General features: G+C 62.1%; 23 protein-coding genes. 6 read left to right on the plus strand and 17 right to left on the minus strand.

Annotation, left to right across the window (positions count from 1 at the left end; genetic code table 11):
• Positions 1-14 precede the first annotated feature (14 nt).
• The 9 genes from B0G81_RS07040 to B0G81_RS07080 all read right to left on the minus strand — a co-directional run bounded on the left by B0G81_RS07040 (position 15) and on the right by B0G81_RS07080 (position 10,218).
• Positions 15-1,592 carry a DUF3138 family protein gene (locus B0G81_RS07040; RefSeq protein ID WP_134134006.1) on the minus strand — a complete coding sequence of 526 codons (1,578 nt, stop codon included), beginning with the start codon at positions 1,590-1,592 and terminating at the stop codon, positions 15-17.
• A 38-nt stretch (positions 1,593-1,630) separates the two neighbouring features.
• The gene (locus tag B0G81_RS07045) at positions 1,631-2,542 is read right to left on the minus strand and encodes an ABC transporter permease subunit (protein WP_106277415.1); all 912 of its coding nucleotides are present in this window, start codon (positions 2,540-2,542) and stop codon (positions 1,631-1,633) included.
• Positions 2,539-3,513, minus strand: a complete 975-nt coding sequence (locus tag B0G81_RS07050) for an ABC transporter permease subunit (protein ID WP_116123599.1) — start codon at positions 3,511-3,513, stop codon at positions 2,539-2,541. Before B0G81_RS07050 ends, B0G81_RS07045 begins: the two co-directional genes overlap by 4 nt.
• Positions 3,510-4,673, minus strand: coding sequence for a polyamine ABC transporter ATP-binding protein (potA, locus tag B0G81_RS07055; protein WP_134134007.1), 1,164 nt, complete (start codon positions 4,671-4,673; stop codon positions 3,510-3,512). The genes B0G81_RS07050 and potA overlap by 4 nt, the downstream gene beginning before the upstream one ends.
• A gap of 212 nt (positions 4,674-4,885) precedes the next feature.
• Entirely contained in the window at positions 4,886-6,007 is a 1,122-nt protein-coding gene (locus B0G81_RS07060; protein ID WP_134134008.1) for a polyamine ABC transporter substrate-binding protein, read from the minus strand.
• Between the two features lie 72 nt (positions 6,008-6,079).
• Positions 6,080-7,525, minus strand: a complete 1,446-nt coding sequence (locus tag B0G81_RS07065) for an aspartate aminotransferase family protein (RefSeq protein WP_134134009.1) — start codon at positions 7,523-7,525, stop codon at positions 6,080-6,082.
• A 27-nt stretch (positions 7,526-7,552) separates the two neighbouring features.
• Positions 7,553-8,887: a glutamine synthetase family protein gene (locus B0G81_RS07070; RefSeq protein WP_106277425.1), complete on the minus strand. Its 1,335-nt coding sequence runs from the start codon at positions 8,885-8,887 to the stop codon at positions 7,553-7,555.
• A 32-nt stretch (positions 8,888-8,919) separates the two neighbouring features.
• On the minus strand, positions 8,920-9,714 hold the full coding sequence (locus B0G81_RS07075) for a gamma-glutamyl-gamma-aminobutyrate hydrolase family protein (RefSeq protein ID WP_134134010.1): 795 nt from the start codon (positions 9,712-9,714) through the stop codon (positions 8,920-8,922).
• A gap of 303 nt (positions 9,715-10,017) precedes the next feature.
• Positions 10,018-10,218, minus strand: a complete 201-nt coding sequence (locus tag B0G81_RS07080; RefSeq protein WP_193372832.1) for a hypothetical protein — start codon at positions 10,216-10,218, stop codon at positions 10,018-10,020.
• Between the two features lie 478 nt (positions 10,219-10,696).
• Here B0G81_RS07080 and B0G81_RS07085 point away from each other — a divergent pair, with 478 nt between their 5' ends.
• The 3 genes from B0G81_RS07085 (at position 10,697) to speB (ending at position 13,929) form a co-directional block, all read left to right on the plus strand.
• Complete coding sequence (locus B0G81_RS07085) at positions 10,697-11,248, plus strand: cupin domain-containing protein (RefSeq protein ID WP_106277429.1); 552 nt, start codon at positions 10,697-10,699, stop codon at positions 11,246-11,248.
• Between the two features lie 102 nt (positions 11,249-11,350).
• Positions 11,351-12,844: an aldehyde dehydrogenase gene (locus tag B0G81_RS07090; RefSeq protein WP_134134011.1), complete on the plus strand. Its 1,494-nt coding sequence runs from the start codon at positions 11,351-11,353 to the stop codon at positions 12,842-12,844.
• Positions 12,845-12,960: 116 nt separating this feature from the next.
• Entirely contained in the window at positions 12,961-13,929 is a 969-nt protein-coding gene (speB, locus tag B0G81_RS07095) for an agmatinase (protein WP_134134012.1), read from the plus strand.
• Positions 13,930-13,954: 25 nt separating this feature from the next.
• On the opposite strand, the gene B0G81_RS07100 is transcribed toward speB, so the two are convergent.
• The 4 genes from B0G81_RS07100 to B0G81_RS07115 all read right to left on the minus strand — a co-directional run bounded on the left by B0G81_RS07100 (position 13,955) and on the right by B0G81_RS07115 (position 17,569).
• Entirely contained in the window at positions 13,955-15,151 is a 1,197-nt protein-coding gene (locus B0G81_RS07100) for an MFS transporter (protein WP_134134013.1), read from the minus strand.
• On the minus strand, positions 15,148-15,681 hold the full coding sequence (locus B0G81_RS07105; protein WP_134134014.1) for a MarR family winged helix-turn-helix transcriptional regulator: 534 nt from the start codon (positions 15,679-15,681) through the stop codon (positions 15,148-15,150). Before B0G81_RS07105 ends, B0G81_RS07100 begins: the two co-directional genes overlap by 4 nt.
• A 113-nt stretch (positions 15,682-15,794) precedes the next feature.
• Complete coding sequence (locus B0G81_RS07110; RefSeq protein WP_134134015.1) at positions 15,795-16,814, minus strand: VTT domain-containing protein; 1,020 nt, start codon at positions 16,812-16,814, stop codon at positions 15,795-15,797.
• Between the two features lie 338 nt (positions 16,815-17,152).
• A complete protein-coding gene (locus tag B0G81_RS07115) occupies positions 17,153-17,569 on the minus strand; it encodes a cupin domain-containing protein (RefSeq protein WP_134134016.1) in 417 nt (138 codons plus the stop codon).
• A gap of 176 nt (positions 17,570-17,745) precedes the next feature.
• Here B0G81_RS07115 and B0G81_RS07120 point away from each other — a divergent pair, with 176 nt between their 5' ends.
• A complete protein-coding gene (locus B0G81_RS07120; RefSeq protein ID WP_134134017.1) occupies positions 17,746-18,351 on the plus strand; it encodes a peroxidase-related enzyme in 606 nt (201 codons plus the stop codon).
• 84 nt (positions 18,352-18,435) lie between these two features.
• Here B0G81_RS07120 and B0G81_RS07125 read toward each other — a convergent pair whose 3' ends face one another.
• Together B0G81_RS07125 and B0G81_RS07130 are read right to left on the minus strand one after the other, a co-directional pair.
• Positions 18,436-19,686 (minus strand): MFS transporter, encoded by a 1,251-nt coding sequence (locus B0G81_RS07125; RefSeq protein WP_134134018.1) that lies wholly within the window; start codon positions 19,684-19,686, stop codon positions 18,436-18,438.
• A gap of 108 nt (positions 19,687-19,794) precedes the next feature.
• Entirely contained in the window at positions 19,795-20,733 is a 939-nt protein-coding gene (locus tag B0G81_RS07130) for a LysR substrate-binding domain-containing protein (RefSeq protein ID WP_134134019.1), read from the minus strand.
• Positions 20,734-20,968: 235 nt separating this feature from the next.
• Between B0G81_RS07130 and B0G81_RS07135 the strand changes: the two genes are divergently transcribed.
• On the plus strand, positions 20,969-21,700 hold the full coding sequence (locus B0G81_RS07135; RefSeq protein ID WP_134134020.1) for a DUF899 family protein: 732 nt from the start codon (positions 20,969-20,971) through the stop codon (positions 21,698-21,700).
• Positions 21,701-21,817: 117 nt separating this feature from the next.
• Here the strand turns inward: B0G81_RS07135 and B0G81_RS07140 are convergent, their stop codons facing one another.
• Both B0G81_RS07140 and B0G81_RS07145 read right to left on the minus strand, forming a co-directional pair.
• Positions 21,818-23,791, minus strand: a complete 1,974-nt coding sequence (locus B0G81_RS07140) for an EAL domain-containing protein (protein ID WP_134134021.1) — start codon at positions 23,789-23,791, stop codon at positions 21,818-21,820.
• 185 nt (positions 23,792-23,976) lie between these two features.
• On the minus strand, positions 23,977-24,360 hold the full coding sequence (locus B0G81_RS07145) for a hypothetical protein (protein ID WP_121308984.1): 384 nt from the start codon (positions 24,358-24,360) through the stop codon (positions 23,977-23,979).
• Positions 24,361-24,710: 350 nt separating this feature from the next.
• Between B0G81_RS07145 and B0G81_RS07150 the strand changes: the two genes are divergently transcribed.
• Positions 24,711-24,989, plus strand: a complete 279-nt coding sequence (locus tag B0G81_RS07150; protein WP_006049832.1) for an HU family DNA-binding protein — start codon at positions 24,711-24,713, stop codon at positions 24,987-24,989.
• The last annotated feature ends 135 nt before the right edge of the window (positions 24,990-25,124 follow it).

The following is a 25,124-nucleotide window of genomic DNA, read 5'->3' on the forward strand; positions in this document are numbered from 1 at the left end:
GCCGGCAGAACAGATTAGAACGAGTAGATGAACTGGGTCGCGAGCAGGTCGTTGGACTTGCCATACGAACCGTCGTTCTTCAGGAACACCTGCTTGTTGGCCCAGTCGTGGCGGTATTCCACCTTGACCGTGATCTGCTGGGTCGGATAGAACAGCAGATCGAGCGAAACATCCTGGCGGGTCGCGCCCTTGCATTCGAAACCAAGGCCGCCGTTCGCCTGCGAATTGGCGAGACAGTCCGCGCCGATACCGAAGCCGTTCGCCGTGTCCATGCCGTTGCCGTTCAACGCGATGCCACCGCCGCCGCCGCCGTTCTTGCTGTCGACCAGCAGGTCATAACGCACTGTCGCGCCCATGCGGCCTACCACCGGCAGATTGAACTTGCGGTGCGCGAGCAGCGACAGGCCGTACCATTGAGCCTGGCCGCCGTTGTACGCGGCGTTTTGCTGCTGGCCGTAGTCGAGCTCGGCGTTGTACTGCACGTCGGCGAGCGTGTAGGTCAGGTCCGCTTCGGTGAAGAAGAATGTGCCGCCCGAGCTCGGCGCCTGGCCGCCCACGCCGTAGCTGACCACGCCGTTTGCGTCGATCGAGCTAGGCAAGGTCTGACGGCCGATGTTGATCGACGCGCCGAGATCCAGTGCGCTCGACCACGTGTAGTCGGTGCGAGCCGTGAACGTCGGAATCTTGTTGCTGGTCGTGATCGGATCGCCCAGCGCGTTCGTGCCCGTCTGCGTGACTGCGCCGAACGTGCGGTACTGCTCGTTGCCGAGGAAGAACTTCCACGCCCAGTTGCCGGCCGTGTAGTTCGCGCCGATCCCGATGTAGCTGCCCGGATCCGAGAAGTCGTACAGCAGGTTGTGCGTCAGCGTGAGCATCTGATTCGACTGCTGCACTTCATAGCCGCCGAAGCTCGGAATCAAACCGGCCACAAGTGTCGTGGTGGCCGTCAACGGCACATTCACCACGGCCGTGTTCAGGATGTTGTTGCCGATATCGCCGTGCGAGTTTTGCAGCAGCGTAATGCCGTTGCCGCGGTTCGGCATCAACGTGATCTCCGCCGACGGCGCCATCGGGCCGACACCGAAGGTCTTCTTGATATCGAGGTACAGATCGCCGAACGTGCTGTTGAAGTAGTTGTAACTGCTTTCGTGGTTCGCGAACAGGAACGACGAACTGCTCTGTGCACGGTTATAAAGATACGTCGGGTCGATATAACCCGTCACCGACAAACCGGCGATCGGCCCGGTCTGCGCCGCGTCTTCGAGCGAATCGACCTTCAACTGCTGATTGGCGATCTGTTGCTTCATCGCCGTCACGTCGTCGTTGGTCAGCGTCGCCTGAGCCCTGCCGTAATCAGGCGACGAGATATCCACCGGCGCGGCCGCTATCGCCGGGGCGGGGGCCGCTGTCGCGGCCGTCGCCGCGGTGGCTGCCTTCGGCTTGGTGGCGACTTCAGCCCGCAACTGCTTGACCTCCTTTTGCAGTGCATTGAGTTGGGCCTGGAGCGCCTTGATCTGGTCGCTGGTGGCATCCGCCATGGCCATGCCAGGCAGACTCCCCGCCACCAACAGACAGATGAGCTTCTTTCTCATTCAAATTCTCCTTATTGGTCGTATTGCGAATGGACTTCTTATGCGCGTGCCGTATCGAGCGACTTTCGTACGGCGGCTTGTTGTGGTGCGGCGGGCAAGGGGTCAGCGGCTTCGGCGAGGGCGAAAGCCATCTGCATGTCGCGATTGCGCTTGCGTTCGCGCAATTGCATCCAGCGGTTCACGGCAATCACGCCGATCGTCACCGTGGTGATGAAGATCGTGGCGAGTGCGTTCATTTCCGGATTCAGGCCGAGACGTACACGCGAGAACACGACGAGCGGCAGCGTGGTCGAACCGGGACCGGACAGGAACGCGGAAAGCACGAGGTCGTCGAAAGACAGCGTGAACGACAGCAGCCAGCCCGACATCAACGCCTGCGAGATCAGCGGCAGGGTGATCAGGAAGAACACCTTGAAGGGCGTGGCGCCAAGATCGAGCGCGGCTTCTTCGAGCGACTTGTTGAGCTCCTTAACGCGCGATTGCACGATGATCGCCACGTACGACACGCACAGCATCACGTGGCCGATCCAGATCGTGAAGAGGCCGCGGCCCTTCGGCCAGCCGAGCATCTGTTCGAGCGCGACGAACAGCAGCAGCAGCGAAATACCTTGAATCACTTCGGGAATGACGAGCGGCGCGTTGATCATGCCGGCGAACAGCGTGAAGCCGCGAAAGCGTCCAAAACGCGCGAGCACGAAGCCGGCCCACGTGCCGATCACGACCGAGGCGCACGCGGTCAACAGACCGATCTTCAGCGAAAGCCACGCCGCGTTCAGCAACTCGCCGTCCTGCAACAGCGCGCCATACCATTTGAGCGAGAATCCGGACCACACCGTGACGAGCTTCGACTCGTTAAACGAGTACACAATCAGGCTGATGATCGGAATGTAGAGAAACAGAAATCCGAACGTCAGCACGCTGTTGGAAAGCGTCTTATTAGGTTTGATCATTTCGCGCCCTCCAGTTCCTTGACCTGGTAGTACTGGAACACGGCCATCGGCACGAGCAGCAGTAGCACCATTGCGACGGTGACGGCGGATGCCATCGGCCAGTCCATGTCGTTGAAGAATTCATCCCACATCACGCGACCGATCATTAGCGTGTCGGCGCCGCCGAGCAGTTCCGGAATCACGTATTCGCCGACCGCCGGAATGAACACGAGCAGACTGCCGGCGATGATGCCGTTCTTCGACAGCGGCAACGTAATGCGCGTGAAAGCGGTCCACGGTTTGCAGCCGAGGTCGTAGGCGGCTTCGAGCAGCGTCAGATCCATCTTCACGAGGTGCGCATACAACGGCATCACCATGAAGGGCAGGTAGGAATAGACCATGCCGATATAGACGCCAATATCCGTGTGGTAGAGGCGCAACGGCGAATGAATCATGCCGATCGCCATTAGCGTGTGATTGAGCAGGCCGTCGTCCTTCAGAATGCCGATCCATGCGTAGACGCGGATCAGGAATGACGTCCAGAACGGCAGCATCACGCCCATCATCAGCAGGTTGCGTTTCGTCGGTTCCGAGCGGGCGATGTAGTACGCAATCGGATAGCCGATCAGCAGGCAGAAGAAGGTCGAGACCGCGGCCATCTTCAGCGAGCTGATATACGTGGCGACGTACAGATCGTCCTGCAGCAGAAACGCATAGTGGCTGAGCTGCATGGCGAAATGCACCATGCCGTCCTTGACCGTGACGAGATCCGTGTACGGCGGAATGCCCAGACGCAGATCGGCGAAACTGATCTTCAGCACCAGCACGAACGGCAACGCGAAGAACACCGTGAGCCAGAGGAACGGCACGCCGATCACGGTCGAGCGGCCCGACGGCACGAACATCGACAGGCGTTTTTTCAGCGAGCCGAACAGGCGGCTGCCGGACGGCGCGCCGAGCGCCGCGGGGGAGGAGGTAGTGGGATTGCTCATTGCGTCAGCACCACGCCGCTAGCCGGCGACCAGTAGACGAACACGTCGTCGTTATAGGAAGGCGCACCTTCGGCCATCAGATGCGAGCTGGAGAGATTCGACACGACGGTCTTGCCGCTTGGCAGGCGCACGTGATACAGCGAATAGCTGCCCATGTACGCCACATCGGAGACCACGCCGCGCGCCCAGTTGTGCGGCGTGCTTGGTCTATCGAGCGAGACCTTGATGCGCTCCGGACGTACCGAGATGCCTACCGGCATGCCGAGCGGCCCGGTAATCCCATGGCTCACATAGATGCGTGATTCGAGCTCTTCGCTTTCCACAAATATATGGTCCGGCTCATCCGCGACCACCGTACCTTCGAACAGATTGGTCGAGCCGATGAACTCGGCGGAGAAGCGGCTATTCGGAAACTCGTACACCTGGCTTGGCGAACCGATCTGCACGATGCGGCCTTCGCTCATCACGGCGAGGCGTCCGGCCATCGTCATCGCTTCTTCCTGATCGTGCGTGACCATCACGCAGGTCACATCGACCTTCTCGATGATGTTCACCAGTTCGAGCTGGGTCTTCTGGCGGATCTTTTTATCGAGCGCCGACATCGGCTCATCGAGCAGCAGCAGCTTGGGGCGCTTCACGAGCGAGCGGGCGAGCGCCACACGCTGCTGCTGGCCGCCTGACAGTTGATGCGGTTTGCGCTGTGCGTATTTGCTCATCTGCACGAGATGGAGCGCATCGGCGACGCGTTCCTTGATCTCGTTCTTCGGCGTGCCTTCCTGCTTCAGGCCGAAAGCGATGTTCGCCTCCACGCTCATGTGCGGAAACAACGCATACGACTGGAACATCATGTTGACCGGCCGCTTATACGGCGGCATCGCGGCGAGATCTTCGCCGTCGACAAAAATACGCCCGGAGGTCACCGTCTCAAGCCCCGCGAGCATGCGCAGGAGCGTGGACTTGCCGCAGCCTGAGCTGCCGAGCAGCGCGAACAACTCGTTCTTGGCGATGCTCAGGTTGACGTTGTCGACAGCGGTGCTGTCGCCGAATTTCTTCACGACATTTTCAATGCGGACGAATTCGTCCGATTTCGATTTTGTCGTCACTGCGGGGCGGGCCATCTGGGTGGCGCCGGCTGCGCTTCTTGAGGTCGTCGAGTTCATGATGTAACCATTCCTTGCGGATCGCGGGCGCAAGTGTCTCCATACGAGGCGCGGGAAGCGTCTCGCAACGTGCGCTGCGATCGGAAAACATGGGACTGCGCGCGGGTGGGACTGTTAAAACAAACGCGCAGGCTGACTACCGTTACGGCTATTCATGCGCTCAGGGTTCGAGCGATCCCTGAGCGCGGGATCGATTAATTAATGTGGCCAGGTTAATGACCGGTTTTAAGCTGCGCCCAAAGACGGTTTTCAAGGCGAAGAATGTCGGTCGGCATCGGCTTCATGAGCGTCATTTTGCTCAATACTTCATCGCCCGGATAAACGGTCTTGTCCTGTGCGACCGCCGGCGTCACGAACTGGCGCGCGGCCTTGTTCGCGGTCGGGTAGAACACTTCGTTGGTGATCGCGGCGTTGACCTTCGGGTCCGAGATGTAGTTGATCCATTTCAACGCGGCTTCAGGATGCGGCGCGTCTTTCGGGATCACCATCACGTCGAACCACAAGAGGCCTCCTTCCTTCACGTTCGAGAACTTGATCTGATACGAGCGCTTGGCTTCTTCGGTGCGGCGGCTGGCAATGCCGACGTCGCCCGACCAGCCCAGGACCACGCACACGTCGTTATTGGCGAGGTCGTTGATATAGCCGGACGAATTGAATTGGGTGATATACGGGCGGATCTTTTTCAGCACTTCGAATGCGGCCTGATAGTCGGCGGGGTTCGTGCTGTTCGGATCCTTGTGCATGTATTGCAGCGTGGCGGCGAAGACGTCGACGGCCTGATCGAGGATGGACACGCCGCAGCTTTTCAGCTTGGAGAGATTGGCCGGATCGAAAATGAGTGCCCAGCTATCCACCGGTGCATTGGCGCCGAGCGCTTTCTGTACGGCCTGCACGTTGTAACCGATGCCGTCCGTGCCGTAGGCCCAAGGCACACCGTACTGGTTGCCCGGGTCGGCGTCGGCAATCATCTTCATCAATACGGGGTCGAGATTCGCGAGGTTCGGCAGCTTCGATTTGTCGAGCTTCTGGTATACGCCGGCCTGAATCTGCTTGGCCATGTAGTTCGAAGTCGGCACCACGATGTCGTAACCCGAACTGCCGGCGAGCAGTTTGGCCTGCAAGGTGTCGTCGCTATCGTAGTTGTCGTATTTGACCTTGATGTCGTCCTGCTTCTCGAAGTTCGGAATCGTGTCCTTCGCGATGTAGTCCGACCAGTTATACACATTCAGTTCCGTGTCGGCCGCAAGGGCCGGCGTAACCGACAGCGCCGCAAAACCGGTGAAGGCGAGAAGCGCGGCCCCCGCGACCGCATGACGAAGATGACTAACGCTCATGGTTTTTTCCTTGATATGAAGAACCGGCATGAGCGTAAGTTGTGGGTGTGCTCATGCCGGAACGGACTGCCGTTACGAAATGCCGAGTTGTTGTGCTGTCGCGTCGATGGCTTTTTTGGCCTTCGAAACGATTTCGTCGATTTCCAGCTTATTGATCACGAGCGGCGGCGACAGCAGCATGCGGTCACCGGTGGCGCGCATGATGAGGTTGCCGTTGAAGCAGAAGTCGCGGCAGATCGTGCCGACATCGCCGCCGTTGGCGAAACGCTTGCGCGCTTTCGGCTCTTGCGCGAGTTGCAGGCCGGCCACCAGACCTGCACCGGAGATTTCGCCGACGATCGGGTGATTGGCGAAGGTCTCGCGCAATTGTTTCTGGAAATACGGACCGGTGTCGTTCTTCACGCGATCGACGATCTTCTCGTCGCGCAGCAGCTTGAGGTTCGCGACGGCAACGGCGGCGGCAACCGGGTGGCCCGAATACGTGAGACCGTGATTGAAATCGCCGTTTTCGATGATCGCCTTCGCCACGCGGTCATGCAGACCGACCGCACCCATCGGCACGTAGCCGCTCGTCAGACCTTTGGCCAGCGTGATCAGATCCGGCTCGAAACCGAAGTGCTGATGCGCGAACCATTCGCCGGTGCGGCCGAAACCGCCGATCACTTCATCGGCAACGAGCAGAATGTCGTACTTGCGGCAAATGCGCTGGATTTCCGGCCAATACGTCGAAGCCGGGAAGATCACGCCGCCCGCTCCCTGGAAAGGCTCACCGATGAACGCGGCGACGTTGTCCGCGCCGATTTCGAGAATTTTCGCTTCCAGTTGCTGCGCACGGGCCAGCGCGAATTCTTCCGGCGTCAGGTTGCCTTCCGCTTCGCCGAAGAAATACGGCTGGTCGATATGCACGATGTTCTCGACTTTCGAGGGCATCTGTTCATGCATGTAGCCCATGCCGCCGAGCGTGCCGCCCGCGATCGTCGAACCGTGATAGCCGTTCTTGCGCGAGATGACGAACTTCTTCGCATGCTTGCCTTGCGTCGCCCAATATTGATGGACGATGCGCAGTACCGTGTCATTGCCTTCCGAACCGCTGTTGCAATAGAAGAAGTGATTGAACGGTTCCGGCGCCAGCTCCGCGAGCAAGGCCGACAGTTCGATTACGGGCGGGTGCGTCGTTTTGAAGAAAGTGTTGTAGTAGGGCAGTTCCTGCATCTGCCTGTACGCGGCATCGGCCAGTTCCTTGCGGCCATAACCGACGTTCACGCACCACAGGCCGGCCATGCCGTCGATTACCTTGTTGCCTTCCGAATCCCACAGGTACACGCCTTGCGCCTTCACGATCACGCGGCTGCCGCTGCGGTTGAGCGAGCCCATATCCGAAAACGGATGAATGTGATGTGCGGCGTCGAGCGCGCGATATTCGGCGGTGCTGCGTTGTTGCGTAGCTTGTGCTGCCTGTGCGCTTGCGGCCGGCTGTGCCGGTTGCACGTAAGCGACTTCTTCTGTTCTGTAGCTCATTACTGCCTCCAATTTTTTGCGTTTGCCTTACACGTGCAGCAGCAAATGCCGGCGTTCCCACGAACTGATCACGCGGAAGAACGCTTCGTATTCGGTCTCTTTCAGGGCGAGGTAGGCTTTGACGAATTTCTCGCCGAGCACTTCGGCGATCGGCTCGCATGCGCCCATCAACGTCAAACCCTCTTCGAGATTGCGCGGCAGCTGGTATGGCAATTCGTAACCGTCGCTGAGCAGCGGCTCGGTGGCTTCGAGTTTCTGCGTCATGCCTAGATAGCCGGCGGCGAGTGTCGCGGCAATCGCGAGATACGGATTGCAGTCCACGCCCGGAATACGGTTTTCGATGCGGCGTGCAGCCGGCCCCGAATGCGGAATCCGGAAGCCCACCGTGCGATTGTCGTAACCCCACGCCACATTGATCGGCGCGGCCATGAAACGCGACAGGCGACGATACGAGTTGATATACGGCGCGAAGATCGGCATTAATGCGGGCGTGTACTTCTGCAAACCGGCGATATAGCCCGTAAACAAAGAAGTAGGTTTGCCGTCCGGGCCGGTGAACAGGTTGTGACCGGTTTCTTCGTCCACGAGGCTTTGATGCATGTGCATGGCCGAGCCCGGTTCGCCTTCCATCGGCTTGGCCATGAAGGTCGCGTACATCTTGTGACGCAGCGCGGCTTCACGCACCGTGCGCTTGAAGAGGAAGACGCTGTCGGCGAGTTTGAGCGGATCGCCGTGCATGAAGTTGATTTCCATCTGCGCGGCGCCGACTTCGTGAATCAGCGTGTCGACTTCGAGTTCCTGCACCTCGCAGTACTCGTAGATATCTTCGAAGAGCGGATCGAATTCGTTGACCGCTTCGATCGAGTAAGCCTGACGGCCGGTTTCCGGACGGCCCGTACGCCCGATGGGCGGTTGTAGCGGAAGGTCCGGATCCTTGTTCATATCGACCAGATAGAACTCGAGTTCGGGCGCGATAACCGGCTTCCAGCCTTTGGCCTTGTAAAGTTCGAGCACGCGGCGCAGCACACGGCGCGGCGAGATCGCGACGGGCGTGCCGTCGAAGTGAACGCAATCGTGGATCACCTGAGCGGTCGGATCGACGGCCCACGGAATCATGCGGATGGTGCTGGCGTCGGGCACGCACACCATGTCCGGGTCGGTCACGCCGGTGAGCGTGCCGTCTTCCGGATAGTCTCCTGTGACGGTCTGGATCATCACCGCCTGCGGCAAGCGCATGGACTCGCCGGATTCGAACTTGCTGCGCGGAATGATCTTGCCGCGCGCGATCCCGGCCATATCCGGAATGATCGCTTCGATTTCGGTGACACGGTTCTTCTTCAGAAAATCGTCGATGTCATGCATGTCTATTCTCTCTGTTTTGGTGCGCGACCGGCTCAGGCATGCGTGGCAGCGGCGGATGCCGCGCCATAGCCGGCCTTGGTGCGCATTCGATCGCGGCAGGCGTCGCCGAATGCCCGAAAGATCGCGGTGGACAGTGCGTCGTTGGCATGCTTCCACTCCGGGTGCCATTGCACACCCAGCGCGAAGGCGCGCGCATCGGTCACGCTCACAGCTTCGATCAGGCCATCCGGCGCGGTGGCTTCGGCCGTGAGGCCCACGCCCAGCCGCTCGACGCCCTGACCGTGTAATGAATTCACACGCGCTTCATTCGTGCCGCCCGCGAGGCGCTGCAACAAGCCGCCCTGCGTCAGCGTGATCGAATGCGACGGTGCGTATTGCACGTCGAGGTCGTCTTCCTTGTTCTCGCGATGGTCGTTCAGACCGTCCACCGCGTGAACGCTTTGATGCAACGTCCCACCGAAAACCACGTTCATTTCCTGGAAGCCCCGGCAGACGGCCAGCACCGGCACGCCGGCGGCGATTGCCGCGCGCATTAGCGGCAGCGTCGTCGCATCGCGTGCGGCGTCGTGCAGCGTGCCCGGCGTGCTGGGCTGGCCGCCGTAGCGGTGCGGCTCCACGTTCGAGTAGCTGCCTGTAAACAACAGGCCGTCGACTGTCGCCAGCACGTCTTCAACGGACTGACGCTCGCCGAGCGCGGGCAGCAGCATGGCGAGCGCCTGTGAACCGTCCACGATCGCGGCGATGTATTTCTCGCCGACCACGTGCGACGGGTGGACTCCCATCATCGTTCTGTCAGCGCTGATGCCGACCAGGGGTTTCTTTCGCATAACGAATAGACGTGTGTGTTCCCCGCGGGACGCGGCATGAACAACGTTAAACACAGCGCGGCACAATTCCGCAGCCGTGCGCAAGGCGCAAGGCCACCGGGTAGTGCGGGCGGCCGTCGTCAGGAAAACGCGCCGCGCGTGACAGTCAGATGGGCCGTTCGATTCGATCCGCTGCGGTGCGCAACTGATCCGGCAGGTGTGAAATGCATAGACGGCAGACGGCACCGCACATGCACAAACGCACGGCTCGAAAGAGCGCGCTCACGCAAACGGATGAATCGAACGGCGAAAAGGGGGGAGGCGCTACGGCAGCAGCGAGGCGACTTCGTCCGTACGCACGGCAATGAAGGCGCGCGCGGAGATAGAGTTGTGACGTCGAACTGAACGGCGGGACAGGATCGTGAAGACGGACAGAAAGCGGCGGAACGCAAGGCTGCCGCTGCTGCCGTCGGCGATGGCGCCGTCAGCGCGAGGACAACTCGCCTGACTACGATTCCATCTCACCAAAGGGCCTCGGACTCTCACGATTACACTCGACTGGCGACGTTGAAAGTATTGAACGGCCTGCTCGAAACCCGCACGGGGCGTTTAAAGAAACAGGACGCTGGGATGATCGCCTTGCACCGATGCGAACCGAATTCGCTGCGCCGCGAAACACCGTTCGGTGTCTCACGACGTCGGTATGACGATCGCCTGGGAACCAGCATATACGAGCCAATAAAGCCGTCAAACCCTTTTTGAGAAAACATTTATCAGGGCTTTCCCGAGGGTGCGGCTAGAATCCCGGCCGATGGGAACGCTCATTGCGCCAATCATTTGCGCTATTCATATTTCGGAATCCTTTCAGGGTTTTCCCCAAAGGCGCAACGATCAAAGTGATTAGAATATTCAACACTCGCGAGCAGCGCGTTGCCCGAGTCTTGTGTTTCATTCATCTGATCACTTGGCGCCCCGATCGTCTTCAATGTCAGAGAACCTAACGATGTCCATAGAAGTAGCGACCCGTCTGCAATACATCCGCAAGAAGAACGGCTTGTCCCAGCGTGAACTGGCGAAACGGGCGGGAGTGACGAACGGCACGATCTCGTTGATCGAACAGAATCGCGTGAGCCCCTCGGTCGGCTCGCTGAAGAAACTGCTCGAATGCATACCCATGAGCCTCGCCGAATTCTTCACCTTCGAAGTGGAAGTAGAACGTTCGGTGGTGTCGCGCCGTGCCGACATGCCAAACCTCGGCAATGAGTCGATCGAGTTCTATCTCGCGGGGTCGAGCGTGAAAGATCGCAACATGGGCATTCTGCGCGAGGTCTATCAGCCGTTGTCGGACACGGGGCCGGAAATGCTGGAGCACGAAGGGCACGAGGGCGGGGTGGTGGTCAGCGGTCAGATCGAACTGACGGTGGACGGCACCACGTGGCTGCTCGACCCCGGTGATAGCTACTACTTCGAAAGCCGTCTTCCGCACCGTTTTCGCAATCCCAGCGCGGAGCATCTCTGCGAGATCGTGTCGGCCAATTCGCCGCCCACTTTCTAAAGACTCCGCGCCAACGCGCCTCGACTCACCTCACTGCCGCAGTTCGGTGCCGCATGAGGTCGGTGCAGGTTTGCGTCGAGCGCATAACATTGAGGCATCCTGATGGACAAGAAAACTCTCGCTTTCTGGCAAGACAAGGCCGCTACGCTATCGATCGAAGGCCGCGCGTTTATCGACGGCGAATACCGTGATGCCGAAAGCGGCCGCACGTTCGACTGCCTGAGTCCGATCGACGGCAAGCTGCTCGCCAAGGTCGCCGACAGCGGCGCGGCCGACGTCGACGCCGCCGTTGCCGCCGCGCGCCGCGCGTTCGAGTCCGGCGTATGGTCGGGCCTCAACCCGCGTCGACGCAAGGCGGTGCTGCTGCGCTGGGCCGCGTCGATTCGCGAGCACATGGACGAACTCGCGCTGCTCGAAACGCTCGACGCCGGCAAGCCGATCGCCGACACCACCAGCGTCGACGTACCGGGCGCGGCGTATTGCGTCGAATGGTTCGCTGAAGCCATCGATAAAATCGGCGGCGAAGTCGCGCCGGCCGATCATCATCTGGTCGGACTCGTCACGCGCGAGCCGATCGGCGTGGTGGCTGCGGTCGTGCCGTGGAATTTCCCGATCCTGATGGCGTCGTGGAAATTCGGCCCGGCGTTGGCGGCGGGCAATAGCGTGGTGCTCAAACCCTCGGAGAAGTCGCCGCTCACCGCGATCCGCCTCGCGCAACTCGCACTCGACGCCGGCATTCCCGCCGGTGTGTTCAACGTCGTGCCGGGCGCGGGCGAGCCGGGCAAGCTGCTGGCGCTGCATCACGACGTGGACTGCCTCGCGTTCACCGGCTCGACCAACGTCGGCAAGCTGATCATGCAGTACGCCGGGCAATCGAACCTGAAACGCGTGTGGCTCGAACTCGGCGGCAAATCGCCGAACATCGTGATGCCGGATTGCCCGGATATGGACCGCGCGGCGAACGCGGCAGCGGGTGCGATCTTCTACAACATGGGTGAAATGTGTACCGCAGGTTCGCGGCTGCTCGTGCATCGCGACATCAAGGACGTATTCCTCGACAAACTGATCGCCGCGGCGCGCAGCTATACGCCGGGCAATCCGCTGGACCCGAACACGTCGATGGGTGCGATCGTCGACAAGGTTCAGCTCGAACGCGTGCTGGGTTATATCGAGGCAGGCCGCGCTGAGGCGAAGCTGCTGCTCGGCGGCGCGCGCGTGAGAGAGGAAACCGGCGGCTTTTATATCGAGCCGACCATCTTCGAGATTCCGGCTTCCGGGGCGAAGGTTGCTCGGGAAGAAATCTTCGGGCCGGTGTTGTCGGTGATCACGTTCGACACGGTGGAAGAGGCGATCAGGATCGCTAACGACAGTGAGTATGGTCTCGCCGCCGCAGTCTGGACCTCGAACCTGACCACCGCGCACGAGATGTCGCGTCAACTTCGGGCCGGCACGGTATGGGTCAATTGCTACGATGAAGGCGGCGACATGAACTTCCCGTTCGGCGGCTACAAGCAATCGGGCAATGGCCGCGACAAGTCGCTGCATGCTTTGGAAAAATACACCGAGCTGAAGTCCACGCTCGTGCGGCTGCGCTAAAGGATTCGCGAAGCCAGCGCTGCAGCGCGTGTGATGCGCGCCGTAGCGTTTCCCAATGAATCCGAGCCCGGCGTTGCGCGTGCGACTCCGGGCTGCCTAAAGGTATCAGCTCATCCATGACTGAACTCGTCTACGGCGACGGCGCGATGCGTCGCCCGTCGCTTTATGGCTCGTCGATCGAAAACACCTATGCGGGTGTGCTCTCGTTCATGCGCCGCAAGTACACACGCGAACTCGACGGCGTCGATGTCGTGGTCTCGGGCGTGCCGCTCGATCTGGCCACCACGTTCCGCCCAGGCGCGCGTCTTGGGCCCGCCGCGGTGCGCGCGGCCAGCGTGCAGTTGTCGGAGTTGCATCCGTATCCGTGGGGTTTTAATCCGTTCGACGACCTCGCCGTGACCGACTATGGCGATTGCTGGTTCGACACGCACAATCCGCTCACGATCAAGGAGTCCATCGTCGAGCATGCGCGCACGCTTCTGCGTTCGGACGCGAAGATGCTGACGCTCGGCGGCGATCACTACATCACCTATCCGCTGTTGATCGCGCACGCGGAGAAGTACGGCAAACCGCTCTCGCTGATTCATTTCGACGCCCACTGCGATACTTGGGCCGATGACAGTCCCGACAGCCTGAACCACGGCTCGATGTTCTACAAGGCGGTGAAGGATGGTTTGATCGATCCGAAGACCTCGGTGCAGATCGGCATTCGCACATGGAATGACGATTTCATGGGCATCCATATTCTCGACGCCGCCTGGGTGCACGAGCATGGCACGCGAGCGGCGGTGGAGCGGATTACGTCGATTGTGGGTGCATGTCCCGCGTATTTGACGTTCGATATTGACTGTCTCGATCCGGCTTTCGCGCCGGGTACGGGGACGCCGGTGGCGGGCGGTTTGTCGTCGGCGCAGGGGCTCGCGATCGTACGCTCGCTCGGCGCGTTGAATCTGGTGGGCGCGGATGTCGTGGAAGTCGCACCGGCTTACGATCAGAGCGAGATCACGGCGATCGCCGCCGCGCATATCGCGTGTGACCTGCTGTGTCTGTGGCGGCAGCGCAAGGTTGCGGGACGCGAGGCTTAGGCGCGCTCGATCGAGGTGAACCGGCTCAGCCGATCGACGACGATTGTTCGGGCTGGCGCCGGCCTTCACGCAGACCTAGTGTGTAGATCACCAGCGCGCCGCTCATCAGCGCGAGTTGCCACATCAGCATATCGCTGCCACGTGCGTTCATTGCAAAACCCGCGATGAGCGGCCCCACGATCGAACTCGCGGTGAAGGTGAGCGACAACAGCCGCATGTTGCGCGCGAGCGCGGCCTTGTCGCTGCAAGCCGCCGCGTACATGCCGAGTGTGATGAACGAACTATTCGTGCCGCCGAGCAGCAGCGCGCTCGCCGCCGCGAGCCACGATGCGGGGGCGGCCAGCGCGAAGCCGCAGATGGCGAGCGTGCTGAGCGCGGCGCACACGATCACCGTGGCCGCAAGCCCCGCGCGATCGGCCAGCCAGCCAACCGGAAATTGCAACGCCATGCCGCCGACGCCGAATAGCGTCAGCAGCGTGGCGGTTTGCGTGGCGTCGAGACCGTGCGCGTCGGCGAATTGCGGGAAGAGGCCGTAAAGCGCGCCGTCGCCGATACCGCCTGCCGCGATGACCACCATGCCGAGACTCACCAGCGGGCCGAGGACCAGACGTCGTTGAGCGCTCTTTCTTCGCGCAGGCGGCGCTGCTTGCGAAGCTGGCGCGTTCTCGTCGGACGCGGTCAGCCAAAGCGGCAGCGCCGCTGCAAACGTGAAGGCCGCGCCGGCCGCGAACGTGATGCGTCCATCGACATCGCACCACACCGCGATTGCAGGCCCGATGACGCCGGCCGTGGCGATCAACGCTTCGTGTACGCCCACCACGCGTCCGCTCGACTCAGCGGGGACCAGACTGTAGAGCCATGTTTCATTGGCGATCCATCGCAAGCCGATGCCGAACCCCGTCAGCAGACCGGGTACGAGCCACAGCGGCCACGACAACGTACCCATGATGACGAAGGCCACCAGCGTGGCCAGCAGACCTAGCGACACCGTGCGTTTCGCGCCGATGCGGGCCATCAGCCACGGCGCGATCAGCAAGCCGGCTAGCATGCCGGTCCATTGCGCGGCGGAAAAGAGGCCGGCGCGTGGCGCATCCAGGCCGCGATGGGCGAGCCACACCGGCAGCACCATAAAGCCGATGCCGAACTGGCCGACCTGCGAGAGCGCCGACACCGCGGTCAACGCCGCGATTGCCCGCCAGCGCACCGGTGCGGCGCATTTCATGGGCTGCTCCGCGCGGGCATGGGCAGCCCCTGCTCGCGGCATTCGACCGGACAGCCGGCTTTCAGGCACCGACCGTCGTCACACAGGCGGCACAGTTGCATGGCGTGCGCGGGGTCGCGAGTCTCGTTCCACAAGATCTTGATCAGCAGGCTCTCCAGCACCTCGCGCTCGCTGTCTTCGAGCCGGCCGACTATGCGTTGCAGCATCCTGTCGCGCGCCATTTGCAGACGCCTGGCCTCACGTTTCCCGGCTGTGGTCAATGCAAGCGCCACGGCCCGTTTATCGGCGCCCGATTTTTTCTCGACGAGACCCGCCTCGACCAGTCCCGCCACGGCGCGCACGGCGGCCGGATGCGACAGATCGACCGCCTCGCGCAGCACTTCAATCGATGAATCGGGGTATTGGCCAACCGCGTTGAGCATGGCGCGGGCGGTGGGGCCGGCGAGCGCGTCCACGGTGGGTTGCGCGTTCATTTCGTCCGTGACCAGCAGGGCGAGCACGCCGAGCAGATTTTCTGTGCGCTGCGTCATGGGGATGCCTCAATGTGTGCAACGTGCATATATGCATGTTGCACACATTGAAGTTGAAGCGCAAGCGGAATTTAGACGGCAATACGGGCAATATGCGAGGCACGCGTGGAGCGTTATTTCGCCAGCCGCGCCCGTACCGTGTATTCGCCTTCTTCGCCCTCATCCTCGATCATGTGGGCCTTCGCGGTGTGGAAGTCGGCCGGCAACGGTTCGACCGGATAGCCGCGTTTCTGCCACGCATCGAGGCCGCCCTTGAGCGCGCGGATATGGTGGATATTCTTGCGATGCAACTGTTCGACGATTCGCTTTGCCGTCGCTTCATTCGGACACACGCAGTAGACGACAATCGGCCGCTTCAGCAGCTCGGGATCGATCGGCTCGGGCGAATCGAGATCCAGCGGCCGTGCGCCGGCAATCCGGTGCGATTCCTTTGCGCGCACGCTGCGTGGCCGCGCGTCGAAGATCAGCGGCGGCTCGTTCGACTTCATCATCTCGTCGAGCTGATCAGGTGAAATACGCGTATGTGCGAGCCAGCGGCGAAACTGCCAGCGGCGCACGCAGCGATACAACAGCACGGCCACGAAGATCGCCGCGAACGCGTCGAAAATCGTGCCGCCGTTGTGGCGCACGAGCAGCATCAGTTGCACGATCTGGCCGTGCAGCGCGGCGCCGCCGATCACCCATACGCTTGCCCACAGCGTCGTGCCGAAAAAATCCCACAGCAGAAACACGCCGAAATTGATGGCCGTCGTGCCGAGCAGTGGCGCGGAGATCAGGCCGAGGCCGGGCAGGAACTTCGCGACGGTGAGAATCGGCGCGCCGTACCGTTCGTAAGCATTGCGCGCGATCCGCGTCGTAGTGTCGAGCGAGAGAGAGAAGCGTACGAGATAGTTCAGAAGACGGCGGCCATAGGCCCGTCCGGTGAAAAACCATAGCGAGTCGGCGATCAGCGTGGCGGCTACCGCGGCGCACACGACGCTCGCATACGAGGTTTGCCCCATGGCGGCCATGGTTCCACCGAGAATCAGCATCGGCGCGGCCGGAATCGGCACGCCGAGTTGCGTGATGAGCACGCTCATGAACACGGCCCATACGCCCAGCGAGGGTGGAATAGCAACCGGAAAATGCCACACAACCGCGCTCCTGAGAATGCACTGAAAAGATTTGCAACGTGCGCGCCAGGGCGGCGCATGGCGAACAGGCTGCTCATGTTCCGTTCCCGCACGACCGCGAGCCACGCCGCGTCGGCACGCGGCAGCCCCGTAAAAAAAGACATGAAAGGCGGATTTAAGCACAGGTGGCAAAACGGCGCTGCGGAGAAGGCTGAACGCGGGCTTGATTGAAGCAGGATGGCGAGGAGGAGAATGGGCGCGGCAAAGACCGGCGGCGAGCCTGATGCAAGTCGGCCGTTATTAACCAGCCGACCGGCCGCGCCGCCCCCCACTTACTGGATTTCGTGCCCGAAGCCGATTCACGCTTCAGTGGCGGGATCGTATGGCATGACACGTTCGTCCTCATTCGCATGATTGCGCGCCACGATGGCGCGCGCCGCGTGATTGGCGTCCAGGTTGAACGGCTGATGCGGCACGCCAGGCGGAATGAACAGGAAATCGCCCGGTTCGGTGATGACGGACTCGCGCAAGCCGGGCCCGTAGCGGGTCTCGATCTTGCCCTCAAGCTGGTAAATCGCGGTTTCGTAGTCGGCGTGGAAATGCGGCTCGGCATGGCCGCCTGGCGGCACCACGACCATGTACATCGACAAACCCGTACTGCCCGCCGTGCCGGTGGAGATGCCGACAAAGTAAGGCAGCCGCTGGGTCGTCGCCATTTCCCGGTCGGGCCGAACCTTGACGACGGGCGCTCGCGCGTCGTGCGAAACGTCTGACATGGTCTGCTCCTGCTGAAATCCGGCCGGCGCCGGTCGTCGCGGCGCGGCTCATGCTCCCTTGAGTGCAAAGTCTAGACGATATGAGCGCCGATATCGGACCTTGTCGAGCGCATGCTGTGGCCGTGCGGCTTGCTAGAATCGTCGTCATACCCAAACAGATACGACGGAGACACAGCATGGCCAAGCCTCAACCGATCAGCCGCTACCCCGTGCCCAAACCGGATGCATGGCCGGACGACATTCGCGCGCGGATTCTCGAAGTGCAGGAAAAAGCCGGCTTCGTGCCGAACGTGTTTCTGACGCTGGCGCACCGCCCGGACGAGTTCCGTGCGTTCTTCGCCTATCACGACGCGTTGATGCTGAAAGAGGGAGGCCTCAGCAAAGGCGAGCGCGAGATGATCGTGGTCGCCACCAGCGCGATCAACCAGTGCCTGTATTGCGTGGTCGCGCATGGCGCGATTCTGCGCATCTACGAAAAGGCGCCGTTGGTGGCCGATCAGGTCGCCGTCAATCATCGCAAGGCGGATATCACGCCGCGTCAGAAGGCGATGCTCGACTTCGCGGTCAAGGTTTGCAGCGCATCCGGCACGGTCGGCGACGCCGATTTTCAAACGCTGCGCGAGCACGGCTTTTCCGAAGAAGACATCTGGGATATCGCGGCGATCACCGCGTTTTTCGGTTTGTCCAACCGCATGGCCAACGTCATTTCCATGCGTCCGAACGACGAGTTCTATCTGATGGGACGCGTGCCGAAAGCCACGGCGGACACGCCGAAAAAGTAGCCGCACACGAGCGTTTCCCGCTGTTTTTGACTGAGTGCAGGTGGCCTCGTCCGCAGCGGCCGCCGGCACGCAGGCTCACGCCGCTCACGCAGCCGCCGGTTCAACTCGAAGCGCGGGCGTGCTCACGGTGGTGTCGTCGATCGGGAAATGCAGCATCGCGGCCACGAGGCCGGCGACCACCGTTGCTTCCCACAACAGCGAATACGAGCCGGTCAGATCGAACACCAGACCGCCGAGCCACGCGCCGAGAAACGAGCCGATCTGATGGCTCAGAAAGCAGACCCCGAACAGGCTGCCGAGGTGGCGCGTGCCGAACACTTTCGCGACGAGCCCGCTCGTGAGCGGCACGGTGCCGAGCCAGGTCAGGCCCATCACGGCCGCGAAGATCACGACCGACGCCGGACTTTTCGGCAGTAGAAAGAAAGCGCCGATCGTCACGCTGCGAATCACGTAAAGCCAGCCGAGCACATAGTGCTGCCGGAAGCGTCCGCCCAGCCAGCCGCACGCCCAACTGCCCGCCATGTTGAACAGGCCGATCAGCGCAAGCGCGGTGGCGCCGAGCCCGACCGGCATATGGCACAGCGACAAATATTCGGGCAGATGCGTGGCGATGAAGGCAAGCTGGAAACCGCAGGTGAAGAAACCGAGCGACAGCAGCCGGTAGCCGCGATGCCCGGCCGCTTGACCCAGCACCTTGCGAAGCGGCGCTGCCGGCACTTCCTGAACGGGCGTGCCGACCCGCGCGCGCCGGTCGAGCACCATGCCGAGCGGGGCGATCAGCAGCATCAGGAAAGCGAGTACGAAGAGCGACGTCGCGATGCCCGAACTGAGCCGGATGCCCTGTACGAGCGGCACCATCAGCACCTGGCCCGCGGAGCCGCCCGCGCTGACGAGGCCCATCGCCATGCTGCGTTTTTCCGGCGAAGCGATGCGGCCGACCGCCGGCAGCACCACGCCGAAGGTCGTGCAACTCACGCCAATGCCGACCAGCAGTCCCATGCCGACGATCAGCATGGCGCCGCTGGGCGCCACGGCCGCGAGGCCGAGCCCCGCCGCGAACGTCGTCGCACCGAACGCCACCACCGGCGCCGAGCCGTAGCGATCCGCGGCGGCGCCGGCGAACGGCTGGGCGAAACCCCACACGAGATTGTGCAGCGCGATCGCGAAGGCGATCAGTGTGACCGGCAAGCCGCGGTCGAACGAGAACGGTCCGATGAAGAGGCCAAAGGTCTGCCGGATCCCCATCGCGGCGCTCAGAATGAGTGCGCCGGCGAAGATCACGAGCGTCGTCTGATTGAAGGCGGGGGCGAAGCGTCTGCTGTTGGCGGTGGACATGGTTTCTGATCTCCTTTGACACATGGTCGCAGCGAGCGGCAGAAGCGGCAAAAGATAAGTTTTCGACGACAGGTGAGCGTGGCTCACCTGTGCGAACGGACATGCGGTTTAGCTGGCGGCGCTTTGCAGCGGTTGGTCCGCAGCGTCGGTGCGCGCGTCGATGTGCTCGGCCTCGCTCACCAGCCAGCGCTTGAAATCGACAAGCTCCGGCCGGCGATCCGCGTTTTCCGCGCTCACCAGCCAGTAGGCCGTGGTGGATTCGATCGTCGCCGGGTGAGCCTGCACCAGCACGCCGCTGTCGATATCGCGATCCACCAGCGGCCGTCTGCCGAGCGTGACGCCAAGGCCCATCGCGGCGGCTTCGAAGGCAAGCTGGATCGTATCGACGCGCAGGCCCGCCGTGGTGTCGATGCCTTCGGTGCCGGTCGCATCGAGCCATGCCTGCCAGTCCTCGCTGGCGGCGTTCACATGAATGAGCGTCGCGCGACGCAGGTCCGCGTTGCCCTGCTCGCCGCGCAGGTTCGCCAGGTACGCGGCGCTGCATACGGGCACGAAGCGCTCGCCGAACAGCCGGGTCCACGCGGTGCCGGCAACCGGCGCACGGCTCATGCGGACCGCGAAGTCGAACCCGTCGCCGGGAAAGCCGACTTGCCGATGCGAGGTGTCGACGCTCACGTTCACGTTCGGCCAGCGCGCGCGAAAGCCGGCGAGGCGCGGCAGCAGCCAGCGCGACGCGAAGGTCGGCGCGCAACTCAGCGCGATCGGGCGATCCGCGCGATGATTCGGCAGACGCTGCGTGCCGATGGCGATCAGCGAAAACGCTTCAGAGACGTACGACAGATAGTCCGCGCCGCTCGCCGTGAGCGAGATGCCGCGCGGCTCGCGCACGAACAATTCGACGCCGAGCGCCTGTTCCAGGCCGACAATGCCGTGGCTGATCGCGCTCGGCGTGACGTTCAGTTCCGCGGCGGCAAGTTTGAAACTCTGATGCCTGCCGGCCGCTTCGAAGAAACGAAGCGCCGGCAGCGGTGGCAGACGAAGCGGCATGTTGCATCCCCATGGACGGCGCGCCCGGCGCGCGTGCTGTTGCGCTCAAGCATACCTTGCCGGGCGCTTCCGGTTGCCGTTGCGGCGGGCGCAGGCAGTGCGGCAAAAAATTTCGGCGATGCTGTCGATTTGCCGCCGCACGGTTCGTCGTGGCTATATGGAGGACGAGAACGCGCCTGCGGTCGCGGCGCGCGGCTTGCGCCCTTTATCCGTGTTCCGTGACAGGAGATGGCTGATGACTGACGTACACGCATCCGTACCAACGCTCAAGCCGGCCCGGCAACTGGCGGCCGGCACACCGAGCCGCTTTCCCGGTGAAAGCGCCGACTATCGCCGCGCGCGCAACGAATTGCTCGCCGAGGAGATCGAGTTGCGCCGCCATATCGAACGGGTCGCCGAACAGCGCCGCGCGCTGCCGCCCGGCGGTGTGGTGCCTGAAGATTACCTGTTCATGGGCGAAGCAGGCCCGGTGAAGCTACCGGAAATGTTTGGCGACCATGACACGCTCGTCACCTACAACTGGATGTTCGGCCCGCAGCGCGCCCGGCCGTGTCCGATGTGCACCTCGCTGCTGAGCGCATACGACGGCGAGATGCCCGATATCCTGCAGCGTGTCGCGTTCGCGGTGATCGCGCGCTCGCCGATCGAGAAGCTGCTGGCGTTCAAGCGGGAGCGCGGCTGGCGGCATCTGCGGCTGTATTCGTCGGGCGGCAACACCTTCAATCGCGATTACGCGGCGGAAGATCCGGCGGGCGACGACAATCCCGCGTTCAACGTGTTCACGCGCTCGGGCGGCACGGTGCGGCATTTCTGGGCAGAGGAGATGGGGCCGGCGACTGCGGACCCCGGGCAGGATCCACGCGGCGCGCCCGACGTGATGCCCATCTGGACCGTGCTCGACATGACGCCGGGCGGACGCGGCACGGATTGGTATCCGAAGCTCGAATACGGGAACGCGGCGCGTTAGCGACCACGGTGAAGGCGGCCAGGCGTCGCCTCGCCCGTTCACCCCAGAAGAAAAAAATCCGGCGGCGCGGACAGCGTGGGGCGAGAGAGAGCAGGGCGACAGGACGCGGGCAATCGACTACGGCAGCACTTGCACAGCGTAGTCGTGCCCTTGCGCCGTCTGCAGATACGCGGCGATTGCGCTCGCCCGCATCGGGCGGCTGAACAGATAACCCTGTGCGGCGCGTGCGCCAAGCATCTTGACGACCTCGACTTGCGATGCCGTTTCGAGTCCTTCCACCACGCATTCGAGTCCAAGGTTACGGCACAGGTCGAGTACCGACTTGACGATCTTCTTCGACGCGCTGTTGGTATCCACGTCCGTCATGAAGCTGCGGTCGATCTTGATCGTATCGAAGGGCAGGCGGTGCACGTAGCTGAGGCTCGAATAACCGGTGCCGAAGTCGTCGAGCGATACGCGGCAGCCGGCTTTCTTGATCATGGTGAGCGAACTGCGGGCCTGTTCGAAATCGCGCGTCACGGCGGTCTCGGTGATTTCGAACGACACGCGATGCGGCGGCACACCGCTAGCCAGCACGATATCGATCAGCCGGCGGGCACGCGCGGAAGTGCAGATATCGATCGCCGACAGATTGAACGACAGATAAAGCTCGCACGGCCAGCGCGCGGCTTCGTCGAGTGCTTTGTGCAGCAGGACTTCCGTGATGCGCAGAATCAGTTCGGTACGCTCGGCAATCCGAATGAATTCTTCCGGCCTGACCGCGCCGAGCCGCGCGTTATGCCAGCGCCCAAGCGCTTCCATGCCGAGGGTGCGTTGCGTGACCACGTCGTAAATCGGCTGAAATTCCAGAAACAGTTCCGACTCGAGGTCTGCATGACGGAGCTCCTGGGTCACGAGACTCGAACGGCGGATGCGCGTTTCATGTTCAGTCGAGAAGATGACCGGCGTGCCGCGCCGGCTTTCCTTGCCGACGTACAGCGCCGCGTCGGCGCGTTCGAATACCTGCGCCACCGTCGTGCCGGCCTCGGGAAACGCGGCCCAGCCTATCGTGCCCGACAACTCGGCGACATTGCCGGCGACCCGATACGGCTGACCGAGCGCCTCGCAGATGCGCTCGCCCAGCTCGACGAGCGTCTGGTCCGTCAGCTTGTGCTGCGCCAGCACGCCGAACTCGTCGCCGCCGAGGCGTGCGAAGAAAATGCCGGGCTCGGCAAGCCCGAGCAAACGCGAGCCGACTTCCTGAAGCACGAGATCGCCGCTGGCGTGCCCGTAGATATCGTTGACCTGTTTGAAACCGTCGAGATCGATCAGTCCGACATTAAAGCCGCCGCCGGTGCCGATCGCCTGTTCGGACAGCGCGCGCAGCGAGGCGAAAAAACTGCGCCGGTTGGGTAGGTCCGTCAGACTGTCGATGCTCGCGAGCCGGAAGTTGTCGTCGCTCAGGCGTTGCGTCTTTTGCTGGCTCGCCTGCAATTCGCGCTGCGCGTGCACCACGTCGGCGAAGGTCCGGCAATATAGTTGAATGATGAAGGCAAGTGCGACGCCCACGAGGGTCATGTCGACAGCCATCGCGATGAAGACCGGATAGCCGGTGAACACCAGAAAGGTCGAAAAGCTTAGGATGACGATCGACAGCAGCAGCATCGCGGCCGCGCGCAGGTGCATCAGGCAGAACACGCAGCCGACCAGCGTGGTCGCCATGTAAAACGCGACCTGCGTCTGTTCGTACGCGGTGCCGTAGGGGAAAAGGAATAGCGACCAGGCGCTGAAAGCGACGGCGAAGAGGCCGGCAAGCCAGGTCAGCTTGCGCAGTTCGGGCTCCGCTTTGTCGAGAGTCAGGACGCGGTGCCGAAGATGCCACCATCGTATGCACCGGATAATGCACAGCGTGCACAGCGCCGCGGGAAAGTAGATCGACAGCCAGGCCGGCGCGCAGCTCAGGTGCGTGACGGCGACGGCCGCCGTATTGACGAGCAGGATGAAATATAGAAGGGGGACCTGGTGGCTGAATGCTTCGAGCTGCGAACGTATGAGCTCGGGGTCGCGTCCCGCGACCGACAGCGCATCCCTCAATTTGGCTAGCAGAATCATCCCCGTCCTTTTAAACGTTTGCGCAGCACACGCAGCTTTGTATATCGGCAGGACGGGTGGGACCTTGAGGGCGTGTCAGATAGAAATCGATCGCTGTGCGAATAAACGGTAAGTGCGACCGGAAAGCATGCCTCGATGTGTCATTTGTGCCGCGTCGAGACGGGCGGAATCGCGGGTTCGCCGTCTTAAAGCGCCGGACAGGAGAGCACGCGTTGCGGTGCGAGTGTCGTGCCAGGTTGGCCGTTTTGCATCCGCGTGCCTTGCGGCGGCGTCGAAACGAGCCGCACGCTATTCACACCGGCGTTCGCGAGCGCGTATTTTTCCTGGCTGTTCTCGGGCTGCCAATAGGCGCGGAACACGCCGCCGTCGCCGAAAACCAGCAACTTGCCGTGCACCGTTGCGGCGCCGCTGACGAGGTCGACCGGCTCGCCGTCACGTATCTGAAAGCTCTGCGGGGCGGGTGAATTTGCCGTGCCGACGAGGGTGGCGCAGCTTTTGTCGTCGGCTGCGAGGGCGGCGCAGGACGTCGCGGCAAGCAGCGCACATGTTGCAATATGGCGAAATTTCATTTTTTTATTCCTCCCGGATTCTTTATTTAGTGCCGCCGCGCCGGACAAATGCGGAGTCTTGGCGAACCACCGTAAGATAGTAAAAAAGCCCGCCAGTGGCGGCTCGCGGCGCGCTAAAGCACTGAAATTGCAACGGATTGTGATAACGCGGAAACCCGTATCCAGTCAACGAATCGTCTAAGCGCGCGATTCTTATGGCACTTTGCCGGAAAAAATCGTCAAATTCCCTGTGGGCGGGTGATACAAGCCTTACACCCAAGGTTTGCGCGAACCCGCGCGTATGCGTTAGTGTGTCGGTCCCGGCGCAACAGATGTGGCGCCGGTTCCATGATTACCATACGGGAAGTGCTATGAACAAACAGGAACTGATTGATGCAGTCGCCGCAGCGACGGGCGAAAGCAAAGCGGCCACCGGCCAAACCATCGACGCGATCGTCGAAGCGGTGACCAAAGCCGTGGTGGGTGGCGATACGGTGCAACTGGTCGGTTTCGGTTCTTTCTCGACTGGCGCGCGCGCAGCACGCGTGGGCCGCAATCCGTCGACGGGTGCCGAGATCCAGATCGCGGCTGCCAAGACGGTGAAGTTCACCGCAGGCAAGGCGTTCAAGGAAGCTGTCAACGCGTCGTAATGCAACGCGCTTCGCGCCGGAACATTCATGCGCGCTGAACTGGCGCGCGGTGAGCGATGTGTCGGGCGTGAGGAATCACGCGCTGCCCAACCCCGGTCGGTTTGATCGATCGGCGGGTGGTGCGGCGCGTGTGTT

The sequence above is a fragment of the Paraburkholderia sp. BL6665CI2N2 genome (assembly GCF_004366535.1).
Classification (GTDB): Bacteria; Pseudomonadota; Gammaproteobacteria; order Burkholderiales; family Burkholderiaceae; genus Paraburkholderia.